At 72.4% G+C, this 26,601-nt stretch carries 23 protein-coding genes; 7 read left to right on the top strand and 16 right to left on the bottom strand.

Annotation, left to right across the window (positions count from 1 at the left end; genetic code table 11):
* Window positions 1–201 precede the first annotated feature (201 nt).
* The gene (locus tag ACZ4WQ_RS02325) at window positions 202–2,415 is read left to right on the top strand and encodes an MMPL family transporter (protein ID WP_398370036.1); all 2,214 of its coding nucleotides are present in this window, start codon (window positions 202–204) and stop codon (window positions 2,413–2,415) included.
* A gap of 90 nt (window positions 2,416–2,505) precedes the next feature.
* Here the strand turns inward: ACZ4WQ_RS02325 and ACZ4WQ_RS02320 are convergent, their stop codons facing one another.
* Entirely contained in the window at window positions 2,506–3,099 is a 594-nt protein-coding gene (locus ACZ4WQ_RS02320; protein ID WP_398370038.1) for a winged helix-turn-helix domain-containing protein, read from the bottom strand.
* A gap of 106 nt (window positions 3,100–3,205) precedes the next feature.
* Entirely contained in the window at window positions 3,206–3,337 is a 132-nt protein-coding gene (locus tag ACZ4WQ_RS02315) for a hypothetical protein (protein WP_311730014.1), read from the bottom strand.
* 121 nt (window positions 3,338–3,458) lie between these two features.
* Here ACZ4WQ_RS02315 and ACZ4WQ_RS02310 point away from each other — a divergent pair, with 121 nt between their 5' ends.
* A complete protein-coding gene (locus ACZ4WQ_RS02310; protein ID WP_311730013.1) occupies window positions 3,459–3,830 on the top strand; it encodes a 5-carboxymethyl-2-hydroxymuconate Delta-isomerase in 372 nt (123 codons plus the stop codon).
* Between the two features lie 114 nt (window positions 3,831–3,944).
* On the opposite strand, the gene ACZ4WQ_RS02305 is transcribed toward ACZ4WQ_RS02310, so the two are convergent.
* Complete coding sequence (locus ACZ4WQ_RS02305) at window positions 3,945–4,736, bottom strand: S1 family peptidase (RefSeq protein ID WP_311730012.1); 792 nt, start codon at window positions 4,734–4,736, stop codon at window positions 3,945–3,947.
* 191 nt (window positions 4,737–4,927) lie between these two features.
* The gene (locus ACZ4WQ_RS02300; RefSeq protein ID WP_398370041.1) at window positions 4,928–7,939 is read right to left on the bottom strand and encodes a helix-turn-helix transcriptional regulator; all 3,012 of its coding nucleotides are present in this window, start codon (window positions 7,937–7,939) and stop codon (window positions 4,928–4,930) included.
* 122 nt (window positions 7,940–8,061) lie between these two features.
* Between ACZ4WQ_RS02300 and ACZ4WQ_RS02295 the strand changes: the two genes are divergently transcribed.
* The 3 genes from ACZ4WQ_RS02295 to ACZ4WQ_RS02285 all read left to right on the top strand — a co-directional run bounded on the left by ACZ4WQ_RS02295 (window position 8,062) and on the right by ACZ4WQ_RS02285 (window position 10,116).
* Window positions 8,062–8,502 (top strand): SPW repeat protein, encoded by a 441-nt coding sequence (locus tag ACZ4WQ_RS02295; protein WP_311730010.1) that lies wholly within the window; start codon window positions 8,062–8,064, stop codon window positions 8,500–8,502.
* A gap of 221 nt (window positions 8,503–8,723) precedes the next feature.
* The gene (locus ACZ4WQ_RS02290) at window positions 8,724–9,539 is read left to right on the top strand and encodes a carbon-nitrogen hydrolase family protein (RefSeq protein ID WP_311730009.1); all 816 of its coding nucleotides are present in this window, start codon (window positions 8,724–8,726) and stop codon (window positions 9,537–9,539) included.
* 82 nt (window positions 9,540–9,621) lie between these two features.
* On the top strand, window positions 9,622–10,116 hold the full coding sequence (locus ACZ4WQ_RS02285) for an inorganic diphosphatase (RefSeq protein WP_311730008.1): 495 nt from the start codon (window positions 9,622–9,624) through the stop codon (window positions 10,114–10,116).
* 373 nt (window positions 10,117–10,489) lie between these two features.
* Here ACZ4WQ_RS02285 and ACZ4WQ_RS02280 read toward each other — a convergent pair whose 3' ends face one another.
* From ACZ4WQ_RS02280 to ACZ4WQ_RS02255, 6 genes are all read right to left on the bottom strand, one after another.
* The gene (locus tag ACZ4WQ_RS02280) at window positions 10,490–12,397 is read right to left on the bottom strand and encodes an ABC transporter ATP-binding protein (protein ID WP_385347854.1); all 1,908 of its coding nucleotides are present in this window, start codon (window positions 12,395–12,397) and stop codon (window positions 10,490–10,492) included.
* Between the two features lie 127 nt (window positions 12,398–12,524).
* Complete coding sequence (locus ACZ4WQ_RS02275; protein WP_311730006.1) at window positions 12,525–13,739, bottom strand: sugar ABC transporter permease; 1,215 nt, start codon at window positions 13,737–13,739, stop codon at window positions 12,525–12,527.
* Window positions 13,736–14,518: an ATP-binding cassette domain-containing protein gene (locus tag ACZ4WQ_RS02270; RefSeq protein WP_311730005.1), complete on the bottom strand. Its 783-nt coding sequence runs from the start codon at window positions 14,516–14,518 to the stop codon at window positions 13,736–13,738. Before ACZ4WQ_RS02270 ends, ACZ4WQ_RS02275 begins: the two co-directional genes overlap by 4 nt.
* 62 nt (window positions 14,519–14,580) lie before the next feature.
* Window positions 14,581–15,681 carry a sugar ABC transporter substrate-binding protein gene (locus ACZ4WQ_RS02265; RefSeq protein ID WP_398370045.1) on the bottom strand — a complete coding sequence of 367 codons (1,101 nt, stop codon included), beginning with the start codon at window positions 15,679–15,681 and terminating at the stop codon, window positions 14,581–14,583.
* 87 nt (window positions 15,682–15,768) lie between these two features.
* Complete coding sequence (locus ACZ4WQ_RS02260) at window positions 15,769–18,243, bottom strand: SpoIIE family protein phosphatase (RefSeq protein WP_398370047.1); 2,475 nt, start codon at window positions 18,241–18,243, stop codon at window positions 15,769–15,771.
* A 122-nt stretch (window positions 18,244–18,365) separates the two neighbouring features.
* The gene (locus ACZ4WQ_RS02255) at window positions 18,366–19,229 is read right to left on the bottom strand and encodes a winged helix-turn-helix transcriptional regulator (protein WP_385347864.1); all 864 of its coding nucleotides are present in this window, start codon (window positions 19,227–19,229) and stop codon (window positions 18,366–18,368) included.
* 76 nt (window positions 19,230–19,305) lie between these two features.
* Here ACZ4WQ_RS02255 and eno point away from each other — a divergent pair, with 76 nt between their 5' ends.
* Window positions 19,306–20,589 carry a phosphopyruvate hydratase gene (gene eno, locus ACZ4WQ_RS02250; RefSeq protein WP_398370050.1) on the top strand — a complete coding sequence of 428 codons (1,284 nt, stop codon included), beginning with the start codon at window positions 19,306–19,308 and terminating at the stop codon, window positions 20,587–20,589.
* A gap of 25 nt (window positions 20,590–20,614) precedes the next feature.
* On the opposite strand, the gene ACZ4WQ_RS02245 is transcribed toward eno, so the two are convergent.
* Entirely contained in the window at window positions 20,615–21,115 is a 501-nt protein-coding gene (locus tag ACZ4WQ_RS02245; protein ID WP_398370052.1) for a molybdopterin-binding protein, read from the bottom strand.
* Window positions 21,116–21,362: 247 nt separating this feature from the next.
* A complete protein-coding gene (gene glnA / locus ACZ4WQ_RS02240) occupies window positions 21,363–22,772 on the bottom strand; it encodes a type I glutamate--ammonia ligase (RefSeq protein WP_311729999.1) in 1,410 nt (469 codons plus the stop codon).
* A gap of 267 nt (window positions 22,773–23,039) precedes the next feature.
* Between glnA and ACZ4WQ_RS02235 the strand changes: the two genes are divergently transcribed.
* Window positions 23,040–23,507: an RDD family protein gene (locus ACZ4WQ_RS02235; RefSeq protein WP_398370054.1), complete on the top strand. Its 468-nt coding sequence runs from the start codon at window positions 23,040–23,042 to the stop codon at window positions 23,505–23,507.
* Window positions 23,508–23,607: 100 nt separating this feature from the next.
* Here the strand turns inward: ACZ4WQ_RS02235 and ACZ4WQ_RS02230 are convergent, their stop codons facing one another.
* The 4 genes from ACZ4WQ_RS02230 to lipB form a co-directional block, all read right to left on the bottom strand.
* Window positions 23,608–24,288, bottom strand: coding sequence for a DUF4191 domain-containing protein (locus ACZ4WQ_RS02230; RefSeq protein WP_311729997.1), 681 nt, complete (start codon window positions 24,286–24,288; stop codon window positions 23,608–23,610).
* A 10-nt stretch (window positions 24,289–24,298) separates the two neighbouring features.
* On the bottom strand, window positions 24,299–24,499 hold the full coding sequence (locus ACZ4WQ_RS02225; RefSeq protein ID WP_311729996.1) for an SCO2195 family GlnR-regulated protein: 201 nt from the start codon (window positions 24,497–24,499) through the stop codon (window positions 24,299–24,301).
* Between the two features lie 222 nt (window positions 24,500–24,721).
* On the bottom strand, window positions 24,722–25,672 hold the full coding sequence (lipA, locus tag ACZ4WQ_RS02220) for a lipoyl synthase (RefSeq protein WP_311729995.1): 951 nt from the start codon (window positions 25,670–25,672) through the stop codon (window positions 24,722–24,724).
* A gap of 101 nt (window positions 25,673–25,773) precedes the next feature.
* Window positions 25,774–26,556 (bottom strand): lipoyl(octanoyl) transferase LipB, encoded by a 783-nt coding sequence (gene lipB / locus ACZ4WQ_RS02215; protein WP_311729994.1) that lies wholly within the window; start codon window positions 26,554–26,556, stop codon window positions 25,774–25,776.
* Window positions 26,557–26,601 lie beyond the last annotated feature (45 nt).

Genomic DNA, 26,601 nt, shown 5'->3' with positions numbered 1-26,601 from the left:
TCACTCGGTCCTGCCCCCGTCCCGAGGTAGACCTAGCACCACCCCCGGCACTCTCCTTTTGCCTCCCCCGACTGGGGGCTTGTGCGGCTGGGGCGCGAGCCCGCCCGTTTCTAGTGTCGATGACGTGACCGCAACAGTCCGTTCAGTCCGTTCAGTCCTGTCGGTTCCGTTCAGGACTCACACCTCCCGGGGGGAGACGCCATGAGTGCAACGAGGCGGGGGCTCGCCGTACGACTCGGCGGGTGGAGCACCCGACACCGCAAGACCGCGATCATCGGATGGCTGCTGTTCGTCGTGGTCGTCGCGGTCGTCGGCGGGATGTCCGGCATCAACGAGATGACCAATTCCCAGAACGGCAGCGGTGACTCGGCGCGCGCCGAGAAGATCCTGGAGGACGCCGGGCTCAAGGCCCCCGCCGGCGAGATGGTGATGGTGCGCAGCGCCGAGCCGGACGGCTGGCGGGATGCGGCGGGCGACCTCGTGGCGCGGCTGGAGAAGACCGGCGAGGCCGAGCGGATCCAGCGGCCGGTGCGCTCCGAGAGCGGCCGGGAGGGGCTGATCAGCTTTGAGATGAAGGGCGACGCGGACACCGCGGGGGACCGGGTGAAGCCGGTGCTCGACGCGGTGAAGCAGACCGGGGCGGCCCATGAGGGCGTCACGCTCTACGAGTTCGGTGACGCCAGCTTCGCGCACAGCCTGGACGGCATTCTCTCCGGCGACATGAAGACCGCGGAGCTCACTGCCGTTCCTCTGGCGCTGGGCATCCTGCTGGTGGTCTTCGGCGCCCTGGTCGCCGCGCTGCTGCCGGTCTTCCTCGCGCTGACCGCCTGCGTCGGCACCTTCGGCCTGCTCGCGCTGGCCAGCCACGAGCTGCCGCTGTACTCCAGCACCAACTCCGTGATGTTCCTGGTGGGCCTGGCCGTCGGCGTCGACTACTGCCTGTTCTACCTGCGGCGCGAGCGTGACGAGCGGGCCGCGGGCCGGGACGCCGAGACCGCGCTGCGCATCGCCGCGGCGACCAGCGGACGGGCCGTGCTGGTCTCCGGCATCACGGTCATGATGGCGATGGCGGGCATGTTCCTGTCGGGGCTGCTGCTCTTCAAGGGCTTCGCGGTCGCCACCATCCTGGTCGTCTTCACCTCGATGCTCGGCTCGGTGACGGTGCTGCCCGCGATGCTGTCCTGGCTCGGCGACCGGATCGACGCCGGGCGGGTGCCGCTGCTGAACCGGCGCCGCAGGAAGGGCGTGCACGCCAGCGGTGGCATCTCCGGCCGGCTGATGAAGCCGGTGCTGGCCAAGCCGGGCCTGTTCGCCGTCCTCGCGGGCGCGCTGCTGCTGGCCCTGTGCGCCCCCGCCCTGGGGATGAAGACCGAACAGCTCGGCATGGAGAAGCAGTTCGGCAAGGACTCCAAGCTGACCGTGGCCTTCACGGAGATCACCGAGTCCTTCCCCGGCGGCCCTGCCCCGGCCGAGGTGGTCGTACGGGCCGACGACCTGTCCTCGTCGCGGTTCCAGGGCGCGGTCACCGATCTGAGGAAGAAGCTCGCCGCCTCGGGCGAGTTCGGCAAGAACGTCGAGGTCGAGCTGCACAAGGACGAGGGCGTGGCGCGCATCGAGGTGCCGCTGGCCGGGAACGGCTCCAACGCCACCTCCAAGCACGCCCTGCGCACCCTGAAGGACGACATCGTCCCGCAGGTCCTCGGTCCGGTCTCCGAGAAGGCGTACGTGAGCGGCGAGCTGGCCTCGAGCATCGACTTCAACGACCAGCTGAACAGCGACATCGCACCGGTGTTCCTCTTCATCGCCGCCGTGACCTTCCTGCTGATGCTGGTCTGCTTCCGGTCGCTGCCGATCGCCATCGTGTCGATCCTGCTCAACCTGCTGTCGGTCGGCGCCGCGTACGGCACGATGACCGCCGTCTTCCAGCACGGCTGGGGCGCGGAGACGCTGGGCATGGAGCCGGCCGGGGCGATCGAGGGCTGGATGCCGCTGTTCGTCCTGGTGATCCTCTTCGGTCTTTCGATGGACTACCACGTCTTCGTGGTCTCCCGGATCCGTGAGGCACACGAGCGGGGCCTGCCCACCCGGGAGGCGATCCGCGACGGCATCCGGTCCACGGCGGGCTCGATCACCGGGGCGGCCGCCATCATGGTCGCGGTGTTCGGGGTCTTCGCCCTGCTCCAGATGCAGGACATGCAGCAGATGGGCGTCGGCCTCGCGGTCGCGGTGCTGGTGGACGCCACGCTCGTCCGGATGGTGCTGCTGCCCTCGGTGATGGCGCTGCTCGGAGAGCGCAACTGGTACCTGCCGCGAGCCCTCGCCTGGCTGCCGACCCTCAACCACGGCGGGCACGACCAGGAGCCGCTGTCGCCCGCGGCCCCGAGCCACCAGCCGCCGGTGTCCATCGGCCGCTGATCTCACCGCGAACACCAGCCCGCCGCGCCGGATCAGGCCGTATGTCGCCTGACCCGGCGCGGCGGGCGTCGCGCTGTCGTACGGGGCGACTCAGGTGGTCGGCACGTACTTGTAGCCGACCCGGCGGACCGTCACGATCGTGCCCCGGTGCTCGGCGCCCATCTTCCGCCGCAGCCGGGCGACATGGACGTCCACCGTCCGGCCGTCGCCGACGTGGCCGTAGCCCCACACCGTGGTCACCAGCTGGTCGCGGGTGTGCACCCGGTGCGGATGCGCCACGAGGTGGGCCAGCAGCTCGAACTCCAGATACGTCAGGTCGAGCGGCCGCCCGGCCACCTGCGCGGTGCGCTGCTCGGGGTCGATCCGTACCAGCTCGTCGCCCGTGACCGCCTCGTTCCGCTCGGGCCGGCCCGCCGCCGCCGTCGCGGTGTCGGCGGCCGGGACGAGCACGAGATAGCCGACCATCGGCGGCTGCCCGGGGAGCGCGGGCAGTGTGTGCGGGGGAGCGGGCAGCCAGGTGGCGCCGGAGTGCAGCAGCTCGGCGACCGGCGGCACCTCGTCGGGCGCGACGGCTCGCAGCCGCTGCCGGTGGGGATGGGGGTGGCGGCCGGACGCGGCGGCCGGGGTGGCCGAGCCGGAGGCGGCGGAGGTGGCGGAAGCGGACAGACTACGGACGTTTGTCATGGGAATCGGCTCTTTCGCGCTCAAGGGGCGTCGGTGGACGTCGTGCGCGCGGGCTGTGCCGCCGGGAGATCACCCGGGAGCAGGGCGGCTGAGCGGTCGGGTGGCGTCAGCGGCCGAGCGAGCGGGCCCGCGCATGCGATACGCGGCAACACTCGCGGTCGAAGTGGTGCGCCTGCCGGGACGGCCAGAACGGCTCGAGGTCGAGGGGACCCGTCGCGGCGTCATGGAGGCTGGCCATTCCCCTATTGAAGCAGACGACCGGCCCGCGGCGCGCGCCGCGGTGGCCGGGTGCGACGATGCCCGGGCAACAGGTCCTCGCGAGCGCAGCCCGCCGCCACCCCGTAAGGAGCGCATTCCCCATGCCGCACATCGTCGTCGAGTACTCCGACACCCTGACCGAGGCCTTCGACCGCCGCGCCTTCGGCCTCGCCCTGCACCCGGTCGTCGCCAAGACCATCGACACCCAGGTGGCCGGCTGCAAGACCCGGTTCCGCCGGCTGGAGGACGCCGTCATCGCGGACGGCGCCCCGCACCACGCCATGATCCACATCGAGGTGGCGATCCTGTCCGGCCGGGACGCCGAGACCAAGCGCGAGCTGTCCCAGGCGGTGCTGGAGGTGGCGCGCGCCCATCTGGCGCCCGTCCCGGGGCTGACCGTGGGGACCACCGTCAATGTGACCGACCTCGACCGCGCCTGGTACGTGAAGCACGACGAGGTCTTCCCGGCCTGACCGGGCCCGGCGCCCACGGCGGACGCCCGCAGGGGAGATCAGGGACCTCCCCTACGGGCGTCGGAGCGCTGTCCGGCGGGGCCGCGGGCCCCGGCCGAAACCGGACCTTCGGAGCTACGAGTTGATCTGGGTGGCGACCAGCGAGGAGAAGGTGGTCAGCCGGGTGTAGACGCCCGGGGCGCCCGCCGCCGCGCAGCCGTCGCCCCAGGAGGTGATGCCCGCCAGCTTGCCGCCGATGACCAGCGGGCCGCCGCTGTCGCCCTGGCAGGTGTCCACGCCGCCCTGCGTGTATCCGGCGCAGACCATGTCGGAGGCTATGTAGCGGCTGCCGTACGACCCGCTACAGCTGGAGTCGGAGACGGTGGGCACGGTGGCCGTGCGCAGCTGGTTGGAGGAGGAGCCGCCCGAACTGGTGGTGCCCCAGCCGAGGATGCGGGCGGTGCTGCCGGCCGCGTACAGGCTGGTGTCGGACGAGGACACGTAGGGCAGCGCGGTGTACGGCATGGAGGTCGACAGGGTCAGCACGGCCACGTCGTCGCCCTTGGTGACGCTGGTGTACGTGGGGTGGATCCAGATCTTGCTGACTCTCGCGACGGTGCCGTTGGTGCCGTTGCGGTAGGTGCGGCCGCCGACCACGCGGACGCTGCTGGTGGTCTCGCCGACCATGCAGTGGGCGGCGGTGACCACCTTGGTCGGGGACACCAGGGTGCCGCCGCAGAACTGGTTCTGCGAGGAGTCCGTGATCTGCATGACGTACGGGTACGCGGTCGACGTGGTCGTCGTGCCGCCGACGATGGGCTGCGGGGCGGCCTGGGCGGCGGTGCCGGTCAGCACGGTGGCGAGGGACGCCGCTGCGGCGACGGCGGCGGCGGTGAGGGTGGCGCGGCGGGGGAGCTTGAAGAACATGCTTCTCCTCGTGGCTTCTTGAAAGTGGGGGGAACAGGAAGCGGAGCGCACCAGGCCGGCGACCTCCTGATCGCCGACGGCCGCTTCACGCTAGAAGCCGTTGCGCCACACACCCAATGAGGGTTGGCCCTTGACCTGTGGCATAGGGAAAACCCCATGTTCCCCGCGTTAAACCCGAGTTGAATCCCACTTCACCCCGTCCAGCGCGTCGCGAGTCTGACGATGTCGACGCGCGATCGGATCCCCAATTTCCGGTAGACCCTGGTGAGCGTCGCCTCCACGGTCTTGACGCTGATGAACAGGCGGGCCGCGATCTCCCTGTTGGTCGCGCCCTCCAGGACCAGCGCGGCCACCCGTCGCTCCATCTCGGCCAGCGCGTCCAACAGCCCGCTGGACGGCAGCGCGCTCGGCGGCAGCGCGGCCGGGGGCGGCGCGGCCGGGGGCGGCGCGGCCGGGGGCGGCCCGGCGCCGGGGCCGCTCCCCGGCGCCGCCGTCCGCACGTATGCGCCGTACTCCGGCTCCACCGCGGCCAGTTCCGCCGACACCCGCTCCAGCCAGGTGCGGGCCCGGGCGCGTCGGAAGACATGTGCCGCCGCGTCGAGCGCGGTGCGCGCGGCCGGGATGTCGCCCCGGCGCAGCTCCACCTGGCTCAGCGCCAGCTCTGCCCGCCCCTCCTCGATCCGGTGTCCGAGCGCGCGGAGGCGGGCCGCCGCCGCCCGCAGCGCGGCCGCCGCGGCGTCCAGGTCGCCGCGCGCGGCCGTCAGTTGGGCCTCGGCCCGCTGGAGCACGGCCAGGGCGCCGACCCGGCCCAGCCGGATCGCCGGGGCGCGCGTGGACTCGACGACCTCGCGCGCCTCGTCGAGCCCGCCGATACGCACCAGGGCCTCGGCCAGGTCACCCTGCCGGCGGCCGCGCGCCGGGTCGGCCACGCCCTGCGCGCGCTCCATCTCCCGTGCCCGGCGCAGCGCGAGGACGGCCCCCTCGGGGTCGCCGCCCACCAGCCGGGCGTGGCCGAGCACGGACAGGTTCCGGGCCAGATGGAGCAGGTCCCCGTCCTCCTGGGCGCGGTGCACCGCCTCCCGCGCCAGGGACAGGGCGCGCGCCACGCCGCCGCCCGACGCCTCGGCCAGCGCCGCGAGCCGCAGCGCGGGCCCCTCGCCGACCCCGGCGTCCCGGGCCAGCCGCAGGGAGCGGTGCGCGAGATCCAGGGCGGGCGCGCAGCGGCCCGCCCGCAGCTCGGTCTCGGCGAGCCCGCGCAGAGACAGGATCCGGCTCGGCACCGCGCCGCGCCGCTCCGCGAGCCGGACCAGCGCCGCGCCCGCCGCCCGCGCCTCCTCCAGCCGGTCGTCCGCCAGCAGCATGCGAAAGCGCGTATGGCCAGGCCCGTCCGGGGCGCAGGCCAGCTGCTGGTCCTGGGGGCCTTGGGGCTCGGCGAGCGCCCGGGCCAGGGTGTGTTCGGCGTCCTGGTGGCCCATCAGGGCCTCGGCGCGCGCCTGGCAGGACAGCGCGAGCAGTTCGGTGCGGCGGTCGCCCGCCAGGGCCGCGAGCCGCGCGGCCTCGGCGGCCTCCCGGCGGGCCCGCGGCAGCGAGCCGAGGACCAGCAGGGCGCGCCGCGACAGCCGGAGGCGCAGTGGGGCGAGCAGCCGGGGGTCGGCTCCGGCGTCGGCGAGGGCCTGCGGGAAGGCGTCGTCCAGGTCCGCCATGGCCTGCCCGGCCGAGTCGATGACGGTGAGCCACGCCCGTATTCGGTCGGCCGGGCGCACCGCCTTGGCCAGCACCTCCTGGGCGGTGTCGCGGGCGAGCTCCGGCTCGCCCGCGACCAGGGCGTCCTCGGCCGCGTCCAGCCGCCGGGCGAAGGCGGTGCGCACCGCCTCGGCGGGGGTGCGGTCGGCGGCGAGCAGGCCCAGGCGCGCGGCGGCCGAGGGCGCCCCGCGCTCGCGCGCGAGGGCGGCGGCGCGGGCCAGGGTCGCGGCGATGTGCTCGTCCCGGTCCGCGGTGGCCAGGGCCAGATGGCGGGCCCGTTCGACCGGGTCGGCGGTGGCTTCGGCGAGGGCGGCGTGCGCCGCGCGCCGGTCGCCGGGCGCCGCCTCGGCGTACAGGGCGGCGGGGAGGAGCGGATGCGTGAAGCGGACCGCGGCGTGCGGGTCGTGCTCCCGGTCCACCGAACCCAGCGCGGCCGCCTCGGCGAGCTCCGCCTCGGCCTCGGCGCGGCCCGCCGCGCGCAGCAGCGCCAGAGTGGGGCGTTCGGCGGCGCTCGCGATCAGCAGCGTCCGGCGGCCCGGCGCGGGCAGGGCGCGCAGCCGGTCGAGGACCAGGTCGCGCAGGGCGGCCGGGACCGGCAGCGGCTCGCAGGGGCGCGGCGCGCTGCCCGACTCGGCGAGCGCGCGGGCGAGTTCGAGGGCGAAGCAGGGGTTGCCGCCGCTGGTGCGGTGGATCTCGCGCAGCACGGAACCGGGGAGTTTCGCCGGTCTTCGCGCCCTCAGCACCGTGGCGACCTGCGGATACGACAGCGGGGGCACCGTCAGGACGAGCGCGGGCGGGGGCAACGCGCGTAGAAAGTAGGCCGGGCTGTTCCCTTCCGCTTCACCGCCGGACGGTGCCAGGACCGGGTCCGTCCGCACCGCCGCGACCATCCCCACCGGCAGCCCGCCCACTCGGCGGGCCGCGAACGCCAACAGCTCGCGGCTGGGCGGGTCCATCCACTGGAGGTCGTCCACCACCAGCAGTACGGGCGCCCGCTCGGCCAGCGCCCGCAGCACCGAGAGCACCGCCAGGCGCAGCGTCAGCCCGTCGTGCCCGCCGTGCCCGTCGTGCTGTTCGGCGGGGTCGGCGGGGCCGCGCCGCCCGGTGAGCGCCTCGTCCAGGGCGGACCGCTGCCAGTCGGGCAGCGCGCCCGCGACCTCGTCCGCGACCGGCCCGAGCACATCGATCAGGGCCAGATAGGGCAGCCGGCGCTCCGACTCGGCGGGGGAGCAGCGCAGCACCAGCCGCCCGCCGCCCGACACCTCCGCGGCCAGCGCCCGCAGCACGGTGGACTTGCCGATCCCGGCCGGCCCCGGCAACAGCACGCTCCCGCCGCGCGCCAGCTGCTCGCGCCCCCGGGCCAGCAGTTCGCCGCGCCCGACCACGGGCTCCGGCCGCGGTCCGGAGTGCCGTTCGGAATGCCATTCGGCATGCGGCTCGGAATGCCGCCTCACGGGCATATCCGCTTCCCTCCCGCTCAAACAGACATCTACCTATAAATCAAGGCGAGGCGCACAATGGTGGTGCGGCAGCGCGCCGCACTGCGCGGTCAGACTTGCATGGATCGAAGGAGGCGAGTCGTATGGCCGACGTCTCACGCCACAGGAGTGATATCACGCATCACCCCGACGTAACCGAAATGCGGGAGCGGTACGCACGCATGGTTGGTGCACGGGATGTTGTCTTCGTCGACGGGCCGGTGCTTCTGGCCGGTCTCTACTTCGCGATCTCCCCCTGGGTGGTCCACTTCTCGGGCGCCCGCCCCGACCTCACGGTCAACAACCTCATCCTGGGCATCGGCGTGGCCCTGCTGGGCATCGGCCTGACCACGGCGCCGCGCCGGATGTACAGCCTGTGCTGGGCGATGTCCGCGATCGGTGTATGGATGATCATCTCCCCCTGGGTGGTCACACGGTTCCCCGACGCCGGAATGATCTGGAACAACGTCGTTGTCGGCGCCATCACATGCGTCCTCGGGCTTTTCGCGGCGGGGGTGTTGATGCGCAGGAGCCGGGAGGCGTGAATCCACAAGTGAATTGACACGGAAACGGATACGGAGACGGATACGGGCCGTCGGCCGCATGACCTCACCGGTCGTGCGGCCGACGGCTTTCGTGCGGCGGCTTTCGGGTGACGGACGGTCAGTTATGCGCAGGCCGCACAATGAGCGCACCCCCGGGGCGTCACGTACACACCCGTAGGGACCACTCGAGGCAACGTCCAGGGAATGAGGCAGTTCGCGTCATGCGTATCGCACTGAGCCAGATTGTCAGCGGCCCGCGCCCGGAGCAGAACCTTGCCGTCCTCCGGGAGCAGGCGCATCGCGCCGCCGCGGCCGATGCCCGTTTGATCGTCTTTCCTGAGGCTTCCATGGCGTGCTTCGGCACCCCGCTGGCGCCGCTCGCCGAGCCGCTGGACGGGCCGTGGGCCACCGAGGTCCGGCGGATCGCCAAGGACTGCGGAGTGGTGATCGTGGCGGGCATGTTCACCCCGGCGCCCGACGGGCGGGTGGCCAACACCCTGCTGGCCACCGGGCCCGGAGTCGAGACCTCCTACGACAAGATCCATCTGTATGACGCCTTCGGTTACGCCGAGTCCGACTCCGTCGCGCCCGGTTCCAAGGTGGTGACCTTCGACCTGGAGGGCCTCCGGATCGGCCTGGCCACCTGCTACGACGTGCGCTTCCCCGAGCTGTTCCGGGCCCACGCCGACGCGGGCGCGCGGCTCTCGCTGCTGCCCGCCTCGTGGGGCGCGGGGCCGGGCAAGCGCGAGCAGTGGGAACTGCTGACCCGGGCCCGGGCGCTGGACGCCACGGTATGGCTGGCCGCCGTCGGCCAGGCCGACCCCGCGGCCACCGGCACCCTGGCCGCGGAGGCGGCCGACCCGACGGCCCCCACCGGCATCGGGCACAGCGCCGTCGTCGGCCCCGACGGGACCGTGCGGCAGCGGCTGGGGGCGACGCCGGGGCTGCTGGTGGCGGAGATCCACGCCGACGAGGTCACGGCCGTCCGCCGTAAGGTGTCCGTTCTGGCCAACCGGAGGCTGGGTCGGGGCGTGTGACCTTCGTACGGCGTGCCCCGCGCGCCCGGCGCACACTGGAAGCGCGCGCCGGGCGCGGGGGTGGCCGCGGGAGGAGGTCGCGATGGACTTCGACGTCGTCGTGGAGATCCCGGAGGGGTCTCGCAACAAGTACGAGATGGACCATGAGTCGGGGCGGATCCGGCTGGACCGGATGCTGTTCACCGCCACCAAGTACCCGGCCGACTACGGCTATATCGACCACACCCTGGGGCGCGACGGCGACCCGCTGGACGCGCTGGTCACCGTCGGTGAGCCGACGTTTCCCGGGTGTGTCATCGAGTGCCGGGCCATCGGCATGTTCTGCATGAGCGACGAGAAGGGCCCGGACGAGAAGATCCTGTGCGTCCCGGCCCACGATCCGCGCTATGCGGAGGTGCGGGACATCGGCGACGTCTCGGAGTTCGACCGGATGGAGATCACCCACTTCTTCGAGGTCTACAAGGACCTCGAACCCGGCAAGTCCGTCGAGGGCTCCCACTGGGAGGGCCGCGACCGGGCGTACGACGAGATAGCGGCCTCGCGGCAGCGCGCGGCGGCGGCCGGACTGGCCGGGTGAGCCGTCGCGCGACGCCTGGCGGGGGAGGGTTTTCCCCTACCCGCCCCTTCCCACAACTGGGGCTCCGCCCCAGACCCCGGGTGCCATGGCAAGCCGTGCCGTGCGGCGGTGCCGTGGGTTGTGCGGGGCCGGGGGAGCTGTGCCGGTCTGCGGGGCTCTGTGCCGGCGCCCGGGCGCCGAGGCGCGTTGAGCCGGTTTGCGGCTGCGCCGCGTGGGGGCTCCCGCCCCAGACCCCGGGTGCGGGCCAGGGCGGTGGGGCGCCTGCGGGGCGGAGCCGTCGCGTGGCGCGGGCTCGGCCTGCCGCTCGGGGTCTGGGGCGGGAGCTCCAGTTGTGGGAAGGGGCGGGTAGGGGAGCAGCTCGCCGCAGGCGTGGTCAGGGCGTGGGCTCGGGCGCCGTGCCTCGGTCGTTCTGGAGCGTCCACAGCTCCCGGAACAGCCCGGGCGCGTCGACGAGTTCGCCGAAGGTGCCCTGCTGGATCACCCGGCCGCGGTCCAGCACCACGATCCGGTCGGCGACCGCGACGTTCGCCAGGCGGTGGGTGACCAGGACGACCGCGCGGTCCTCCGCCAGCCGCCGCAGCCCCGCGAAGATACGGTGCTCGGCGCGCGCGTCGAGGGCGCTGGTGGGCTCGTCCATCACCAGCAGCCCGGCGGGCCGGTGGAAGGCGCGGGCCAGGGCGATCCGCTGCCACTGGCCGCCGGACAGCTCCACCCCGCCCCACCACTGCCGGGCCAGCAGCGTGTTCAGGCCGCTGCGCAGCCCGTCCAGGACCTCGTGCGCCCCGGAGTACGCGGCGGCCTCCCGCACCGCCTCGTCCCCGCCGTGCGGCTGGCCGAGCGTGATGTTCTCGCGGGCGGTCAGCGGCCAGTGGGCGTAGTCCTGGGGGACGACCGCGGTCTGCCGCCACAGCGCGTCCGGGTCGAGGTCCCCGGTCTTGACGTCGTCCCAGGTGACCGCGCCGCCCGAGGGCAGATACAGCCCCGTGAGCAGCTTGCTCAGCGTGGTCTTGCCGGAGCCGTTCTCGCCGACCAGGGCGAGGACTTCGCCCCGCCGGACCTCCACGCTCACCTCGTCCAGGGCCGGCGCGTCCGACTCCGGATAGCGGTAGGTGACCGCCTCGGCCCTGACCACCTTCGGCGCGGCCGCGACCCGCGCGCCGCGCCGCATCCGGTGGCCGCCCGCCTCCTCGATGAACTCCGCCCAGTCGTCCAGATACAGCCCGGTACGGAACAGCCGGGTGCCGTAGCCCACCATGCCGCGCAGCGAGGAGCCCACCGTGCGCAGCGCGAAGACCGCGGTCCCCGCCGAGGCGACGGACATCCGCCCCGAGCCCAGCAGCAGCGCCAGCGCCGCCCACACCAGCCCGGAGGCGGCCCCTCCGGCCAGCGCGCCCAGCACCGCGAACCGCGCGCCCCGGTGGGCCGCCCGGTCGGTCGCGGCGTCGACCCGCGCGCCGATGGCGCGGTAGCGGCCCAGGAGGAAGGCCGCCATGGTGCCCGAGCGCAGCTGGTCGGCGATGTCCTTGTCGACCATGTACCAGCGCAGCAGCCCGAGCGTGCGCCGCTCGGCGCTCATCGCGCGCGAGGTCTCGTAGTGCACCCGGGCCGCCTTCATCCCGGCCACGCCCTGCGGCAGCGCGGCGAGCAGCAGCAGCGGCAGCAGCGCCGGGTGCAGTACGGTCACCACGCCCGCCGCCGCCACCAGGGAGGCGAGGCAGGCCGTCAGCTGCTGGGACTCGATGATCAGGTCCTGGGCGACGACGGCGCCCCGGTCGGCCGCGTCCCACTTGTCGTTGAACCCGGGGTTGTCGTACGCCGCCAGTTCGGCGTTGATCGCCGCGTGCAGCATCCGCATCTCGGCCTCCCGGGAGATCCGGGGGGCCAGCCGGGTGGAGATGTTGGAGACGCCGATGCCCAGCAGCGCGCGTAACCCGGCCGCCCCGGCGAGCACCGCGAGCGAGGGCAGCGCCTCCTGGAGCCGGTCGGCCATGTGACCGGACGAGATCAGCGCCGTGATCGTGCCGGTGGTGGCCAGCAGCCCGAACGCCTCGAAGAACCCCGACAGCACCTGGCACAGCACCAGCGCCACCACCGCCCTGCGGTCCACCTGCCAGCCGAGCGCGAGCGCCCGCCGCACCAGCTGCGGCAGCCTGCGCGCCATGGACCGGCTGTTGATCGGGTTCCGCTCGAGCGCCGCGAGCGTGGCCGACCGGTACCGCAGCTCCTCGGTGGGCGGCCCGGTCGGTTGGTCGATCGGCTGGTCGGAGGTCTGGGTCGCCATCGGTCCCCCTTGTGGCGGTTGTGGCGGTGCGACGGCCCCACACGCTGCCGTACGGCCCACCGCGGCGTCCGGCATACGGCGCGGATCCACTCGAACGGGGCATGGCGCGGCGCCCCGGCCGGCGGGGTCAGGCCCGGCCGCGCGTCTTCTGGGAGCTGCGGGAGAGCGAGTCGAGGACGACGGCGGCGAGCAGCACCCCGCCGGTGATCATGAACTGGAGGGCCGACTGGATGCTCAGCAGGGCCATGCCGGAGGCGAGCGACTCGATCACCAGGATGCCCAGCACCGCGCACCACGTCCTGCCGTGGCCGCCGAACAGGCTGGTGCCGCCGATGACGGCCGCCGCCAGGGCGTTCAGCAGCAGGATCGCGGAGCCGGAGGGCTGGCTGACCGAGGTGATCCGCGAGGCCAGGAACAGGCCGCCCAGCGCGGCCATCGTGCCCGAGACCATGAGGACCGAGATCCGCACCCACGCCACCCGGACCCCGGCCCGGCGGGCCGCCTCGACGCCGCCGCCCAGCGCGTAGACCGAGCGGCCGTAGGGCGTACGGCGCAGCAGCACGTCCAGCAGGGCCACCAGCACGACGAAGATCAGCAGGGCGAGCGGCAGGCCCTGGAACCGGTTGAGCACATAGGCGGCCGCGAACGCGACCACCGCGATCGCGCCGGTGCGCACCGCGATCTCGTGGAGCGGCCGGTACGGCATGGCGGCGGCCTTGCGGCGCCATCGGTCGCGGTAGGCGGCGAGGAAGAAGGCGGTGGGGCCGAGGGCCGCGAGGCCGTAGGCGGCGGCGATGTCATGGAAGTAGTAGCTGGTCAGCTTGGCGACGAGCCCCTGGTCGTCGAGGTTGATGGTGCCGCTCTGGCCGAGGAGGTAGAGGGTGAGGCCGTTCCAGGCCAGCAGCCCCGCGAGGGTGACGACGAAGGCCGGTACGCCGAATCTGGCGAAGAAGAACCCGTGCACGACGCCGATCAGGGCGCCCAGGAGCACCGCGATGACCAGGGCGAGCCACTCCGGCAGGCCCTCGTTGACGTTCAGTACGGCGAAGGCGGCCGCCGCCAGCCCGCTGACCGAGCCGACCGACAGATCGATCTCCCCGATGAGCAGCACGAAGACGACGCCGACCGCGATCAGCCCGGTGCCCACGATGTCCACGCTCAGGTTGGACAGATTGCGCGGCGAGAGGAAGTTGCTGTTCAGGATCTCGAAGACGGCCCAGAGCAGGATCAGGCCGAGGACGACCGGCAGCGACCCCAGTTCGCCGCTGCCAAGCCGCCGCCGGAACTCGCCGAACACGCCGTCCTCGGCGCGCCGGGCGGGCACCGGGGCGCGGGCGCTCACGGCCCCGCCTCCCCGGCGCGGGGCGGCCGGCGGGCATGGGAGGTGGCGCCGGTGATGGAGGAGATGATCTGTTCCTGGGAGGTGGTGGTCACATCGAAGAAGCCGTTGTTGCGCCCCAGCCGCAGCACCGCGGCGTGGTCCGCGACGGCCTTGACGTCGCCCATGTTGTGGCTGATCAGCAGCACCCCCAGGCCGTGGTCGCGCAGCCGCTCCACCAGGTCGAGGACGTGCGAGGTCTGCTCGACGCCCAGGGAGGCGGTGGGCTCGTCGAGCAGCAGGAGCCTGGGCTCGCCCAGCAGCGCCCGGGAGATCGCGACGGTCTGCCGCTGGCCGCCGGACAGGGTGGCCACCGGGACGCGTACGTCGGGGACACGGATGGACAGCGCCGCCAGCAGTTCGCGGGTCCGGCGTTCCATCTCCACCTCGTCGAGGATGCCGAATCTGCGCACCTCGCGGCCGAGGAAGACGTTGCCGACGACATCGAGGTTCTCGCACAGCGCCAGGTCCTGGTAGACGGTCGCGATGCCCAGACTCTGCGCGTCGTGGGGGCGCTTGACCTGGACCGCGCGGCCCTCCCACGCGAAGACGCCCCGGTCGGCGGGGCCGACCCCGGCGATCACCTTGACCAGGGTGGACTTGCCGGCGCCGTTGTCCCCCAGCAGGGCGACGACCTCACCGGTGTGGATCTCCAACTCGACGTCGGCGAGCGCCTGGACGGCGCCGAATCGCTTGGAGACATCGCGCAACGCCAGCAGAGGTGGAGTCGGCACGGTAACCATCTCCCCTAAGAGCTGTCCCGTAATGCTGGGACAGTCCGGATTGCGAACATGGCATCCCAGAGTCAGGGCATGAGCCCGGCCCTCACACAGGCCGGCCGGTACTCCGGGGTGCAGATCTGGCGAATCGTGTACATGCCGTCCTTGACCACCGTCTGCCGGATGTTGTGGACGGTCAGCGGGATCGGGCGGAGCAGCACGGCCGGGACGTCGCCGCGGACCCGGTCCCGGGCGATCGGGCCGGGGCCCGCGCCCCGGGCCAGGTTGACGGCGATCCGGGCGGCGGCGTACGCCTCGGGCTTGAAGGGCTTGTAGACGCTCATGTACTGCTTGCCCTCCACGATGCGCTGTACGGCCGCGAGTTCGGCGTCCTGGCCGGTGACCGGGGGGATCGGCCGGATGCTGTTGGCCCTGAGGGCGGCGATCACCCCGGAGGCGAGGCCGTCGTTGGCGGCGTAGACGCCGTCGATGCGGTGCGGGCCGAGCGCGGCGATGGCGCCGGACATGTTGGTGTAGGCGTTCTCCGGCCGCCAGCCCGCCGTGTCGTACGACTTCTCGATCCTGACCCTGCCGTGGAGGACGGACAGCGCTCCCTTCTTGAACGCGACCCCGTTGGGGTCGGCCAGGTCGCCGTTCATCATGACGATCCCGGCGCCGCGCGCCCGCGGGCCCATGGCCCTCAGCAGCGCCTTCGCCTGGAGCCTGCCGACCTCCTGGCCGTCGAAGGAGACATAGGCCGAGATGGGGCCCTCGGCGAGGCGGTCGTACGAGACGACGGGGATGCGCGCGTTCCGTGCCTTCTCGACGGCGGGGCGCATCGCCTTGGCGTTCACGGGGACCAGGAGCAGGGCGTTCACCCCCTTGATGATCATCGAGTCCACCTGCTGCTGCTGGAGGGCCACGTCCCCCTGGGCGCTCACGGCCTGCACCGTGCAGGCGGGGCACAGCCGCACGATCCGCCGCTCGATCAGGGGCCGGTCGAACCGGTCCCAGCGCGGGGTGGTGCTGTCCGGCAGCAGCAGGCCGATCGTCGGGTGACCCGTCGTCGGGGGCGGGACGGGCCGTACGACGGTGCCGGACTCGGTCGCTTTGCCGCAGGCGCCCAGGGCGAGGGCCAGCGAGGCCGCGACCGCGAGGAGGGCGGCATGGCGCCGATGGGCTCTCACGGTGCGAAGCACCTCCTCACCCGGCACCGGGCGGGACGGCTCCGGCTCCGGCTCCGGTTCCGGATTCCGGCCCGGCCCGGGTCCGGCTCACTGCGTTCCGTCCCCGTCGGCCGTCCGGCCCGCGGCCACCACGAGCTCGCCCCACACCTGCTTGCCGCCGCTGACCGGCACCGAGCCCCAGGTCGCCGACATCGCCTCGACCAGGAGCAGGCCCCGGCCGCCGGTCGACTCCCAGTCCACGAGCACCGGCTTGGCGGGCGCCCGCGGCGACGCGTCGCTCACCGCGATCCGCAGCCGGTCCCCGGCCAGCGTGAGGTCCAGCCGCACCGGGCCCTGCGTGTGCACCAGGGCGTTGGTGACCAGCTCCGAGACGACGAGCAGGACCATGTCGGACTCCTCCGCCACGCGCCAGGAGCGCAGCGTGCGCGCGGTGAAGCGGCGCGCGTGCATCACGGCGTCGGGCAGCCGCCACACCGCCCACCCGGCCCGGATCGGCCGGACCTTCATCCCGTCGTAGCGCAGCAACAGCAGGGCCACATCGTCGTCGCGCCGGCTGAGGTCGCCCAGCAGCGAGTCGGCCAGCCGCCCGGCGTCGGACGGGTCCGCCTCCGAGAGTGCCCGTCGCACCCGCAGCAGGCCGTCGTCCAGGGGGAGGGCCGCGGACTCCACCAGCCCGTCCGTCAGCAGCGTGAGCACCGTGCCCGGGGCCAGCCCGACCGCGGTCATCGCGAACTCCGCGTCGGCGAGCACCCCCAGCGGCGGCCCGCCCTCGGCCTCCACCTCCTCGGTGGTGCCGTCCGGGTGGCGCAGCAGCGGCGGCAGATGTCCGGCCCGGACGAACCAGGCGTCGCCCTCCTCCATGTCCAGCTCGACATAGGCGCAGGTGGCGAACAGCTCCGTCTCCATGCCGACCAGCAGCCGGTTGGCGTGGCAGATCACCACGTCCGGCGGGTGGCCCTCCACCGCGTAGGCCCTGATGGCCGTGCGTATCTGGCCCATGATGGTCGCGGCTCCGGCGCTGTGCCCCTGGACGTCGCCGATCACCAGCGCCACATGGCCGTTGGGCAGCGGGATGACGTCGTACCAGTCGCCGCCCACCTCGAGACCGCTCATCGCGGGCAGATAGCGGGCCACGGCCACCCCGCCGGGGAGCGGGGGCAGCCGGCGGGGCAGCAGGCTGCGCTGAAGCATGGTGGCCAGCTCGTGCTCGGCGTCGTACGCGTGGGTGCGCATCAGGGCCTGCCCCACCAGACCCGCCGTCGCGGTCAGCAGTGACCGCTCCTCCGGGCAGAACCGGTGCGGCTCCGCCCAGCCGACCAGGCAGACCCCCACCACCCGGCCCTGGGCCGGGAGCGGCAGGACCGCCAGGCCGCCGGCGCCCATGTCCGCGAGGCCGGGCTCCAGGCCGCCGTCCGGGGGCAGCAGGGTGATCCGGCCCTCGCGCAGCGCGGTCTCCAGCGTGGGCAGCGCGCGGAGCGGCACATCGGGCCACTCCGACCGCCACTCGGACCGCCATATCCCCGGCCAGGCGCTGGGCTCCGGCGGGTCGAGGGCGGTCACCACCAGCCGGTCGCCCTCCAGCTCGGCGAGCGCCACCCGGTCGGCCCCCAGCGGCTCGCGCAGCGCGGCGGTCACCACCAGGCTGACGTCGCGGACGGTCATCGCGTTGGCCAGCGCCGCGGACAGCCGCTGCACCCGGGAGACCTCGTCGGCGGTGGGCCGCAGATACGAGGCGTCCGCCACCAGGCCCAGCAGCCGCTCCGGGGTGCCCACGGCATCGCCCTGGATCCGGCAGCACAGCCGCAGCCAGCGCAGCTCGCCGGTCGGCCGGCGGATACGGAACTCCAGGTCACGGCTGCCGAGCGCCATCTGGCCCGGCTCGACGATGGACATCAGCGCGGGCAGGTCCTCCGGCACGGTGTGCGCCAGCAGGGTCTCCACCCGCCCGTCGAAGGACTCCGGGGCGATGTCGACCAGCTCGAGCAGCTGCGCGTCCGCGTCGATCCGCCCGGTGTCCAGCACCAGGGTGAACGAGCCGACGTGCAGATGGTCCAGCGCGGAGCGCAGCACCGACAGCGGCCCGGTCCGGGCCGGGGCCCCGCCGCTTGCCCGGTCGCCCGCCTTGAGCTGGGCGGCGATCTGATCGGCGTACAGCTCCAGGAAATTGCGCTGCTCGGCGTCGAAGCCGTCCCCCGGATACACCACGACCAGACAGCCCAGCCGTCTGCCGTCCGCCCCCAGCGGCAGCGCGCCCAGCGACATATCGGCCGGGAGGGCCCGCTGGGCGCCCTCCCCGTAGGCGGCGAGCTTCGCGGAGGTCGACCACTGGGGCCGGCCGGTGCGGAAGGCGTCGGCGACGGGGGAGCGCCCGGACAGCGGATAGCTGGTCGGCAGGCCGTACAGGGCGCGCGGGCCGCCGGCCGTCTCGGTGAGCCGCAGCTCGTCGCCGTCCGGGGACAGTACGTACACGGCGGTCAGCGCCGCCGTGGCGAACACCAGGGCCTGCTCCGTCACGGCGCCCTCCACCGTGAGGTCCACTCCGGAGCCGCCTTGGCCGGCCATTGCGCCATTCCACCTCCTGGCGCGCCCGTGTGCCCGCCCGGACAAGCGAGGGCGCTCACACCATCAGGATGGCATAGCCGGCGCGGAACCAGCGGGGTCCGGAGGAGGGTTTGGGCCGGGGCTCAGCCGTGCGCCAGTGCGGTCGCGAGCCGCCGGGCCTCGTCCACGGCGTGGGAGATGTCGCCGACGGGAAAGAGGACATGCCGGATGGTCCGCAGCGGGTCGAGGACGAGGACGGCGCGCTTGAGCCGGAGCCTGCCCGCGCCGTGGAAGGTGGGCAGCCGCAGGGCGGCGGCGAGGCTCAGCCGGTGGTCGGACAGCAGCGGGTAGGGAACGGACTCGGCGCGGGCGAAGGCCGCCTGCTCGTCCGGGAGTTGGGTGCTGACGCCGTGGACGGCCACGCCCGCGTCCCGCAGCGCGGGCCAGGCGTCGCGGAAGAGGCGGTTCTCCAGGGCGCAGCCGGCGGCGCCGGGCAGTGGCTCCTCCCACTGGACGCCGGTGGCCGGATAGCTGAACAGGACGGTCGCGGCGGCGTCCGGCGCGACCACGTCGAGCGGGGCGCCGCCTGTGGCGGGCAGCAGCAGCCCCTCGGGCAGCCGCGTGCCGGCCAGCGCATGGACGCGGGCGTGCTCGGCGCCGTCCTCCGCCGCCGTGGCGGTCAGGCTCCCGTCGCCGAGGGCCCAGCGGTCGCCCCAGTCCTGCATGGCCACCAGCACCGGCAGCAGCGCGCGTCCGGAGTCGGTGAGCAGGTACTCGTAGCGCACCGGGCGGCGCTGGTAGAGACCGCGGCTCAGCACACCGGCGGCGACGAGGCGGCCGAGCCGCTCGGTGAGGACCTTGCGGGACAGGCCCAACTCGGCGGCGAGGGCGTCGAAGCGCACCTGGCCGCGGGCGACCTCCCGCAGGATCAGTACGTTCCACCAGTCGCCCACGATCGTGGCGGCCTGGGCGATGCCGCAGGTCGCGTCGGCGTTGTGCATCCTCATGCCCCCATAGTAAGTTCCTTTTCGGAACTCACTTTGTTTCACGAGGGAACATTCAGCGCATGTGAGGAGCTGCACCATGACCGCCATCGCCCGCGTCGTCGCACGCGAGATCATCGACAGCCGCGGCAACCCCACCGTCGAGGTGGACGTCGAGCTGTCCGACGGCTCGCTCGGCCGCGCCGCCGTGCCGTCCGGGGCCTCGACCGGGGCGCGGGAGGCGGTGGAGCTGCGCGACGAGGATCCGTCCCGCTACCACGGCAAGGGCGTACGCCGGGCCGTCGACGCCGTCAACGAGACCATCGCGGACACCGTGGTCGGCCTGGACGCGGAGGACCAGTCCGCGGTCGACACGGCCCTGATCGAGCTGGACGGCACCCCCAACAAGTCCCGGCTCGGCGCCAACGCCACCCTGGGCGTCTCGCTCGCCGTGGCCAAGGCGGCCGCGGCCGCGCACCGGCTGCCGCTGTACCGGTACGTCGGCGGGGTGGACGCGCGATGGCTGCCGGTGCCGATGATGAACATCGTCAACGGCGGCGCGCACGCCGACAATCCGCTGGACTTCCAGGAGTTCATGATCGCCCCGATCGGCGCGGCCACCTTCGCCGAGGCCGTACGCATGGGCTCGGAGGTCTTCCACACCCTGCGCCGCGACCTCATCACCGCCGGCCACAGCACCGGCGTCGGCGACGAGGGCGGCTTCGCCCCCGCCCTGCGCACGGCCGACGAGGCGCTGGACTTCGTCGTCCGCGCCGTCGAGCGCACCGGCTACAAGCCCGGCGAGGACATCACCGTCGTCATGGACCCCGCCACCTCCGAGTTCTTCCGGGACGGGGTCTACGACTACGTGGGCGAGGGCGTGCGCCGCACCCCCGAGCAGCACGTGGACTACCTCGCCGGGCTGGTCGACCGCTACCCCGTCGCCTCGATCGAGGACCCGATGGCCGAGAACGACCTCGACGGCTGGCGGCTGCTGATGGCCCGGCTCGGCGACCGCTGCCAGCTCACCGGCGACGACGTGTTCTGCACCAACGAGACGCTGCTGCGCGAGGGCATCGTCGACGGGGTGGCCAACTCCATCCTGGTCAAGGTCAACCAGATCGGGACCCTCACCGAGACCCTGGCCACCGTCCGCACCGCCCACCGGGCGGGCTACACGGTGGTCATGTCGCACCGCTCCGGCGAGACCGAGGACACCACGATCGCCGACCTCGCGGTGGCCACCGGCTGCGGCCAGATCAAGACCGGGTCGATGTCCCGCTCCGACCGGACCGCCAAGTACAACCAGCTCATCCGCATCGAGGAGGAACTCGGCGCCCAGGCCCGCTACGCCGGCCGGGACGCCCTCGGGCTGCGCCGATAGACCGGCGGCCGATGGGCCGCGCCGCTCACGCCCGGGCGGTGTAGTGCCCGTCGACGCGGATCGCGGTGATCCCGCTGATGTGCCGGGCCCCGCACCGGTCCTGCGGCAACACCAGTTGCGGCCCGGCCCGGTCCAGCGGGGTGTCGTCGATGCGCGTGGCGAGCAGCACGGGCGCGCGGCCGAAGTCCGGATCGATCTCGCCCCAGGAGAGCACCGCGCGGTGCCCGTCCGCCCCCGTGACATCGATCAGAAAACGCAGCCGGTCCTTGCGGCGGGCCGGGTCGAAGCCGGGCCCCGCGTCGTACAGCACATCGTGCAGCAGCGGGCCCTCGAAGCGGTGGTGCTGCACCCCGCTGGTCGCGCACTCGAAGCTGACCCGGGCCCGGTGCTGAGGCCAGGCACCCAGATCACGCACCCGGAGCCGAGCCGGCCGGGCCAGATCCCCCACCAGCCGGACCACGGCGAACGGCCCGGAAACGGGCTCACCGGAGGGGGCGGGGCTGACGGGTAGGGGTGAATTGCTCATGGGCTTTCCACCTCCGCGGGAATCGCACGCCAATCCTGCCGTTATGCCCGCCCCGCGTCGACGCTAATCCGCATATGCAAGCCCAATGGGTAATTGAAGTCGCATCTGCGGCGCTAATCGCCCCTAACTCCTCGCAGATGCGATCTGCGGCGGCGGAGGGATTCGCGGAAACGGTGAAGGCCGCCACCCGGACCCGGGTGGCGGCCTTCACCGTTCAGCGTCTGACGCTACGTCGGACGAATTCGGCTCACACGTCGAAGTAGAGCTCGAACTCGTGCGGGTGCGGACGCAGCTGGAGCGGAGCGATCTCGTTGGTGCGCTTGTAGTCGATCCAGGTCTCGATCAGGTCCGAGGTGAACACATCGCCCTGGAGCAGGAACTCGTGGTCGGCCTCGAGGGAGTCGAGGACGGCCGGGAGGGAGGTCGGGACCTGCGGGACGCCCGCGTGCTCCTCGGGGGCGAGCTCGTAGAGGTCCTTGTCGATCGGCTCGGCCGGCTCGATCTTGTTCTTGATGCCGTCCAGGCCCGCGAGGAGGAGCGCGGAGAAGGCCAGGTACGGGTTGCCGGAGGAGTCCGGGGCGCGGAACTCGACGCGCTTGGCCTTCGGGTTGGAGCCGGTGATCGGGATACGCATCGCGGCGGAGCGGTTGCGCTGCGAGTACACCAGGTTGACCGGGGCCTCGAAGCCCGGGACCAGACGGTGGTAGGAGTTCACCGTCGGGTTGGTGAAGGCCAGCAGCGACGGGGCGTGCTTGAGGATGCCGCCGATGTAGTAGCGCGCCATGTCCGACAGGCCCGCGTAGCCCTGCTCGTCGTAGAAGAGGGGCTCGCCGCCCAGCCACAGGGACTGGTGGACGTGCATGCCCGAGCCGTTGTCACCGAAGATCGGCTTCGGCATGAAGGTCGCGGTCTTGCCGTTCTTCCACGCCACGTTCTTGACGATGTACTTGAACAGCTGAAGGTCGTCGGCCGCGGCGAGCAGCGTGTTGAACTTGTAGTTGATCTCGGCCTGGCCGGCGGTGCCCACCTCGTGGTGCTGGCGCTCGACCTGGAGGCCGGACCGGCCCAGCTCGAGGCTGATCTCGGCGCGCAGGTCGGCGAAGTGGTCGACCGGCGGGGTCGGGAAGTAGCCGCCCTTGTAGCGGACCTTGTAACCGCGGTTGTCCTCCAGCGCACCGGTGTTCCAGGCGCCCGCCTCGGAGTCGATGTGGTAGAAGGCCTCGTTCGACTTGGTCTCGAAGCGGACGCTGTCGAACACGTAGAACTCGGCCTCGGGGCCGAAGTACGCGGTGTCGGCGATGCCGGTGGAGGCGAGGTAGGCCTCGGCCTTCTTGGCGATGTTGCGCGGGTCGCGGCTGTACTGCTCACCCGTGATCGGGTCATGGATGAAGAAGTTGATGTTGAGCGTCTTGTCCCGCCGGAACGGGTCGACACGGGCCGTCGACAGGTCCGCACGCAGGGCCATGTCCGACTCGTGGATCGCCTGGAAGCCGCGGATCGACGAGCCGTCGAAGGCGAGCTCCTCGTGCGGGTCGAACGCCTCCGCCGGTACGGTGAAGTGCTGCATGACGCCGGGAAGGTCACAGAACCGGACGTCGACGAACTTGACGTCCTCGTCCGAGATGAACTTCCGAGCGTCGTCGGCGTTCTGGAACATCCAACTCCTCCTAGCCCGGCCGCGGGGGACGGGGATTTGTTCGGTCGCGCGGCTCATGTGCGGCTGACGCGCTGGGGCCGACCATAGGCAGACGGGATTTCCCGGGCATGACCCATTTGTTTCACCCAGGTTAACCGGGATGCGTGAGATGCGCCGGGGGTGTGTGAGGCGGGGGCCCGGTCCGCGCGGGGGCGGTCCGGGGGAGAGCCACGCGGGAAGCGGGCCCCGCTCCACGGGGAACGTATGCGGTCGCAGTAACGTGGTCGGGTGGACAATAGGCAAGCAATCGGATCATGGCTCTCCGGGCCGCGCGCGACCGCCGAGGACATGGGCGTCGACCTGGGCTACCGGGGCGAGGGACTGGGGCTGCCGGAGAGCGGGCCGGGCTCCATCGCACCCCTCGGACGCCGCGTGGGGGCGCTGCTCATCGACTGGGGACTGTGCCTGCTCGTCGCCTACGCGCTGCTGTCCGGCGGCAAGGCGCAGGCCGCGGGCAACTGGGCGCTGGCCGTCTTCTTCGCGGTGAGTGTGGTCTTCGTCGGCACGGTCGGCTGCACCCCCGGCAAGCTGCTGCTGAAGCTGCGCGTGATCTCCGAGAAGGGCGGCCGGCTGGGCCTGCCGCGCGTGGTGCTGCGCGCCGTGCTGCTGCTGCTCGTGATCCCCGCCGTGGTCTGGGACCGGGACACCCGCGGTCTGCACGACCGGCTCTCCGGCTCGGTGCAGATCCGGATCTGAGCCCCTGGATTCATCAGAGGATTCAAACGACTGGGCGGCCCGGAACCTCGGTTCCGGGCCGCCCAGTCGTATGCGGTCGTGTGCGGAGTGGAGCGGGGTCTCAGCGGCCCTTCGGCATCCGCATCCCCTTGGGCATCGGGCCCTTCGGGATCGGCATGTTGCTCATCAGGTCGCCCAGCGCCCGCAGCCGGTCGTTGACCGCGGTCACCTGCGCGCCGGGCAGCACCCGCGGCAGCTTCAGCAGCTTGGTGCGCAGCTTCTTGATCGGCACCTGGTCCTCGCCGGTGCCCACGATCACATCGTGCACCGGGACGTCCGCGACGATGCGCGCCATCCGCTTCTTCTCCGCGGCCAGCATGGACTTCAGCCGGTTCGGGTTGCCCTCGGCGACCAGCACGATGCCCGCCTTGCCGACGGCCCGGTGGATGACGTCCTGGTTGCGGTTCATCGCCACCGCGGGCGTCACCGACCAGCCGCGGCCCACGTTCTCGAGCACCGCCGCCGCCGCGCCCGGCTGTCCTTCCATCTGCCCGAAGGCCGCCCGCTCGGCCCGGCGGCCGAAAACGATCGCCATCGCGAGGAAAGCCAGGACGAAGCCCAGGATGCCCAGGAAGATCGGGTGGTTGATCCAGAAGCCGATCGCGAGGAAGACACCGAACGTGACGATTCCCACCGCGGCGACGACAAGACCGACCTTCGAGTCGACCTTCTTGGTCATCTTGTAGGTCAGGGCGATCTGCTTCAGACGCCCGGGGTTCTCGGAGTTTTCCTTCCTCGCCATACAGCGAAGTTTACGTGGCCTGGGAAGCCCCGGTGGACACGGCCTCCAGGACGTGCTGGGCCTCGTGCCGGTCCTTCGCCCGGCGACGGTCCTCCAGCACCGCGGTCCAAGCGTTACGGCGGGCGGTGCGCTGCCCGCCGCCCAGCAGCAGACCCTCCAGAGCGAGCAGCGCGTCGGTGACGGACGGCGGACGTACGGGCGCGGCCGACATGGGTCCCCCTCGGGAGCGGCGAATAACCGTGTGATCGAAGCTCACACACAGAACGTTGTGTGGCTTAATCGTTACCCAAAGGTGTTACCAGTGCGTGACCGGCCGGTCAAACACCGATGAAGCCTTGAAAAGCCGACGATCTTGCTCTGACCTGCGGCGTCCCTCAAGGCGCGGCGCGTGGGTGTGCCCGTACTCACATAGCGTGTTGGTCACATCCGGTGGTCATACCGCCTGCGCGGCCACCACGGCACCGCGCTTTTCGACCGCCTGCTGATAGAGCCTGCCCGCGCGGTACGAGGAGCGGACGAGCGGGCCGGACATGACACCGGCGTAGCCGATCTCCTCCGCCTCCTCCTTCAGCTCCACGAACTCCTGGGGCTTGACCCAGCGGTCCACCGGGTGGTGCCGGACGGACGGCCGCAGATACTGCGTGATCGTGATCAGCTCGCAGCCCGCGTCGTACAGGTCCTGGAGCGCCTGGCTGATTTCCGCCCGCTCCTCGCCCATGCCCAGGATCAGATTGGACTTGGTGACCAGACCCGCCTCGCGCGCCCTGGTGATCACTTCGAGCGAGCGCTCGTAGCGGAAGCCGGGGCGGATGCGCTTGAAGACCCGCGGAACGGTCTCGACATTGTGCGCGAGCACCTCGGGGCGGGACGAGAAGACCTCGGCGAGCTGCTCGGGCACCGCGTTGAAGTCCGGGATCAGCAGCTCGACGCCGGTGTCCGGCATCAGGGCGTGGATCTGGCGGACCGTCTCCGCGTACAGCCAGGCGCCGCCGTCCTCGAGGTCGTCGCGGGCGACCCCGGTGATCGTCGCGTACTTCAGCTCCATGGACTGGACGGACTCCGCCACGCGGCGCGGCTCGTCGCGGTCCAGGGGCTGCGGCTTGCCGGTGTCGATCAGGCAGAAGTCACAGCGCCGGGTGCACTGCTCGCCACCGATCAGGAAGGTCGCCTCGCGGTCCTCCCAGCATTCGTAGATGTTCGGACAGCCCGCTTCCTGGCACACGGTGTGCAGGCCCTCGCGCTTCACCAGGCCCTGGAGCTCGGTGTACTCGGGCCCCATCTTCGCGCGGGTTTTGATCCACTCCGGCTTGCGCTCGATGGGCGTCTGGCTGTTCCGGACCTCAAGGCGCAGCATTTTGCGTCCGTCGGGTGCGACTGCGGACACGTCCGGCACTCCTTAGTGGGTGGAGAGGCATCGAATCTTTGGCGAACCCCAGCGTACGCCCGTCATTCGTACGCCCTTACGCCCAGGGCGACCGAGGGTCCTCAGACGGCGCGGGGCAGCGGCACGGCGGACTCCAGGACGGCCAGCAGATGCTTCTCGATCACCGGAACCACCTCCGCCACGCTGATCTCGCGGCCCAGCTCCTCCGAGAGCGAGGTCACACCCGCGTCGCGGATGCCGCACGGCACGATCCGGTCGAACCAGGTGGTGTCGGGATTGCAGTTGAGCGAGAAGCCGTGCATCGTCACGCCCTTGGCGATCCGCACCCCGATCTGGGCGAGCTTGCGGTCCTCGCGGCGCTGGCCGGCGTTGGACGGGGCGTACTCCGGGCCGTTCAGCCGGGGGTCGAACTCCTCGTCGGCGACGCGCGGATCGAAGTCCAGATTCAGCCCGCCCAGCGCGCGGCGCTCCTCCAGCGGGTCCCCCAGCACCCACACCCCGCTGCGGCCCTCGACCCGGGTGGCCTCCAGGCCGAACTCCGCACAGGTGAGGAGCAGGGCATCCTCCAGACGTCGTACATGCGCGATGACGTCCACCGGACGCGGCAGCTTGAGGATCGGATAGCCGACGAGCTGCCCCGGCCCATGCCAGGTGATCTTGCCGCCGCGGTCCACGTCCACGACCGGGGTGCCGTCCAGGGGGCGCTCGTTGTCGGCCGTGCGCCGGCCCGCGGTGTAGACCGGCGGGTGCTCCAGCAGCAGACAGGTGTCCGGCACCTCGTCGGCGAACCGCGCGGCGTGCACCCGCCGCTGCTCCTGCCACGCCTCCTGGTAGTCGACGGCGTCCGCCCCGAATCCCAGATGGACAAAGCGCAGCTCACTCACGGCGGCAATCCCTTCGGACCTCGTACAGCGCTCCGGCGCCCGTCC

Source organism: Streptomyces sp. NPDC028305 (assembly GCF_055569495.1).
The sequence above is the reverse complement of the archived record's forward strand: the minus strand, read 5'-3'. Positions and strand labels throughout refer to the sequence as shown.

What these genes read in the sequence shown, in the direction of transcription:
- ACZ4WQ_RS02290 (WP_311730009.1), top strand. Translation starts at nt 8,724, where the DNA reads ATGCGTATCGCACTGAGCCAGATTGTCAGCGGCCCGCGCCCGGAGCAG.
- ACZ4WQ_RS02225 (WP_311729996.1), bottom strand. Translation starts at nt 24,499, where the DNA reads ATGTCGGCCGCGCCCGTACGTCCGCCGTCCGTCACCGACGCGCTGCTC.
- ACZ4WQ_RS02280 (WP_385347854.1), bottom strand. Translation starts at nt 12,397, where the DNA reads ATGGCGACCCAGACCTCCGACCAGCCGATCGACCAACCGACCGGGCCG.
- ACZ4WQ_RS02245 (WP_398370052.1), bottom strand. Translation starts at nt 21,115, where the DNA reads ATGAGCAATTCACCCCTACCCGTCAGCCCCGCCCCCTCCGGTGAGCCC.
- ACZ4WQ_RS02255 (WP_385347864.1), bottom strand. Translation starts at nt 19,229, where the DNA reads ATGAGGATGCACAACGCCGACGCGACCTGCGGCATCGCCCAGGCCGCC.
- ACZ4WQ_RS02230 (WP_311729997.1), bottom strand. Translation starts at nt 24,288, where the DNA reads ATGGCGAGGAAGGAAAACTCCGAGAACCCCGGGCGTCTGAAGCAGATC.
- ACZ4WQ_RS02310 (WP_311730013.1), top strand. Translation starts at nt 3,459, where the DNA reads ATGCCGCACATCGTCGTCGAGTACTCCGACACCCTGACCGAGGCCTTC.
- ACZ4WQ_RS02285 (WP_311730008.1), top strand. Translation starts at nt 9,622, where the DNA reads ATGGACTTCGACGTCGTCGTGGAGATCCCGGAGGGGTCTCGCAACAAG.
- ACZ4WQ_RS02300 (WP_398370041.1), bottom strand. Translation starts at nt 7,939, where the DNA reads ATGCCCGTGAGGCGGCATTCCGAGCCGCATGCCGAATGGCATTCCGAA.
- ACZ4WQ_RS02305 (WP_311730012.1), bottom strand. Translation starts at nt 4,736, where the DNA reads ATGTTCTTCAAGCTCCCCCGCCGCGCCACCCTCACCGCCGCCGCCGTC.
- ACZ4WQ_RS02260 (WP_398370047.1), bottom strand. Translation starts at nt 18,243, where the DNA reads ATGGCCGGCCAAGGCGGCTCCGGAGTGGACCTCACGGTGGAGGGCGCC.
- ACZ4WQ_RS02320 (WP_398370038.1), bottom strand. Translation starts at nt 3,099, where the DNA reads ATGACAAACGTCCGTAGTCTGTCCGCTTCCGCCACCTCCGCCGCCTCC.
- eno (WP_398370050.1), top strand. Translation starts at nt 19,306, where the DNA reads ATGACCGCCATCGCCCGCGTCGTCGCACGCGAGATCATCGACAGCCGC.
- ACZ4WQ_RS02325 (WP_398370036.1), top strand. Translation starts at nt 202, where the DNA reads ATGAGTGCAACGAGGCGGGGGCTCGCCGTACGACTCGGCGGGTGGAGC.
- ACZ4WQ_RS02295 (WP_311730010.1), top strand. Translation starts at nt 8,062, where the DNA reads ATGGCCGACGTCTCACGCCACAGGAGTGATATCACGCATCACCCCGAC.
- ACZ4WQ_RS02270 (WP_311730005.1), bottom strand. Translation starts at nt 14,518, where the DNA reads ATGGTTACCGTGCCGACTCCACCTCTGCTGGCGTTGCGCGATGTCTCC.
- glnA (WP_311729999.1), bottom strand. Translation starts at nt 22,772, where the DNA reads ATGTTCCAGAACGCCGACGACGCTCGGAAGTTCATCTCGGACGAGGAC.
- ACZ4WQ_RS02315 (WP_311730014.1), bottom strand. Translation starts at nt 3,337, where the DNA reads ATGGCCAGCCTCCATGACGCCGCGACGGGTCCCCTCGACCTCGAGCCG.